The organism is Candidatus Cloacimonadota bacterium (assembly GCA_034661015.1).
Lineage (GTDB): Bacteria > Cloacimonadota > Cloacimonadia > JGIOTU-2 > JGIOTU-2 > JAYEKN01.
The window spans coordinates 8,717-10,634 of the sequence record JAYEKN010000223.1 but is presented as its reverse complement, the minus strand read 5'-3'; the positions used below and the strand labels follow the sequence as shown (position 1 = coordinate 10,634).

2 protein-coding genes are annotated in these 1,918 nt (G+C 35.2%); both read right to left on the bottom strand.

What is annotated here, in order from left to right:
* Window positions 1-75 precede the first annotated feature (75 nt).
* Window positions 76-666 carry an AmmeMemoRadiSam system protein A gene (gene amrA / locus U9P79_08495; GenBank protein ID MEA2104660.1) on the bottom strand — a complete coding sequence of 197 codons (591 nt, stop codon included), beginning with the start codon at window positions 664-666 and terminating at the stop codon, window positions 76-78.
* 384 nt (window positions 667-1,050) lie between these two features.
* Window positions 1,051-1,875, bottom strand: coding sequence for an AmmeMemoRadiSam system protein B (amrB, locus tag U9P79_08490; GenBank protein MEA2104659.1), 825 nt, complete (start codon window positions 1,873-1,875; stop codon window positions 1,051-1,053).
* Between the last annotated feature and the right edge of the window lie 43 nt (window positions 1,876-1,918).

The window sequence follows — 1,918 nt, the reverse complement described above, 5'->3', positions numbered from 1 at the left end:
AAATATTTCCAATTTTATAAAGCATCGTAGATGCGAGATTTTAATCGAAAATCATTTTTTTTCACATCTTTGAGTTTACGCACTAATCATTTCCCTTACATTAGCATCAAAAATCTGGGCTGAGAATTTTGTGATGACTGTATCTTTCATTTTCCAAGAGTTTGTTGGCAATCCCGCTTTCAGGCATGTATGTTCCAAAAAAGTTTTCTTATCCCATCCTTGCTCTTCCGGAACTTGGGGAAGCAAAAGTCCCTGCCGAAAGCCTCTCTTGATAATTATTCCATCCCGTCCCACTTTAATTTCATCAATATTGTTAACAACTTCGAGAGGAGTAAGTACAGAAATTTCAATATTCAATTGCTCAAACTCATCCTTAATAAGTGGTGGAAAACGAGGGTCTTCGAAACCAGCTGCAATTGCCATCTTTTGAATTGTGTCCAAAAGAGGTGCCACTCCTATGATATATCCAATGCAACCCCGTAACCTTCCCTCAATGTGTAACGTTACAAAAGCACCGCGATTACTTTTGAAAATTTCATTGTCGTAATCATAATCAGGCAAAGGTTCATTTTCTAATTTGGATTGAATTGTTTCCATTGCTACGTGGAGTAGTATTTTTTTTTCTTTTTCCGTCAAACCCAAGTCTATACTTGATTTTTTTGTCATTTAGCCGCCTTATTTAGAGTCTGTCCGTAAAGTAGCCTTTTCGAGAAGTCACGGACCATTCCGTGACGAATTGAAAAAATTATCTATTAAGTTAAGTAGCGTTATAATTGTAAGTTGGAAAAACTTAAGTCAATCCGCCAGCTGGCGGATTAACTCAAGATTTTCCTTTACGGACAGACACTATTTATGTTAAATATTTATTCACTTATTTCAGACTTCAAAAAAATCTTATAAAATTGCTGAAATTTTGGACACATTGTGAACAACATTTCAATTTTTTTTCTAACGAGGTTTGTTATTCGCACGAAATTTTATCACTTTTCTATACCATCAACGAATGTTTATGGAGTTGAAGCAGTTTTACATTTTCTTTTTTGAATGTCTCTATTCATACAGAACAGCAGACACGTATCCCACAACCCGACTATTATCGTCAATTATTTTTCCTGAATGTGTATAATCGAGAATATCAATCTTATTTATTCCATATTTTTCCGCTAACACAAGTCCGGTTTCAACACAACCGAATCCGCAGGCTTCTCCATCACCGGATTGAATGAGTTTATCAAGTTTTTGAAGATTCATTTCCTCAATAGATTTGATCAGACGACGATCTAATTTCTCAGCTGTTTGTGCAGAATGGAAATGAGATAGATCCGTGCTGAAAACGAAAAGCACCTTTTTGTCATAACCGGAAAGAATATTTTGGATTATTGTTGCAAGTTTTTCTGCTGTACGTAATGATTGATCTCGGATTAGGATGGGAACCAATTGAAATTCATCCAAAACGGTTTGCAAAAACGGAAGTTGGGTTTCGAGAGAATTTTCAGGTCGTATTCCGAATTTTATATCTCCAATATCTTCCACTTCAAAAAGTAAATCTATAATGTTTTGCTCAATAGGAATCAATCCGAGAGGAGTTTTGTAATAATCATAATCGTAAATACCGATAGGAGAGGAAATAAAACTATGGGAAGGAGCTATCACAAATACGGTGTCATATTTTTTATCCCTAATACAATTAAATGCGCAAGCTGCTGTCCGACCCGAAAAAGGATAACCCGCATGCGGAGAAATAATCCCAAAAACGTTTCCATAATCTTTGTTAGGTTTCGCATTTTCAAGATAATTTTCTATATTTTTTGTAAGGGCGTCTGCATTTGCCGGGTAAAACTGACCGGCTACCATCGGCTTTTTAATTCTATCCATAATTCCTCCGAATATCTAATTATTTTATATTAAAATTAAGATT

Coding starts and splice junctions, on each gene's coding strand:
- amrB (MEA2104659.1), bottom strand. CDS start 1,875: ATGGATAGAATTAAAAAGCCGATGGTAGCCGGTCAGTTTTACCCGGCA.
- amrA (MEA2104660.1), bottom strand. CDS start 666: ATGACAAAAAAATCAAGTATAGACTTGGGTTTGACGGAAAAAGAAAAA.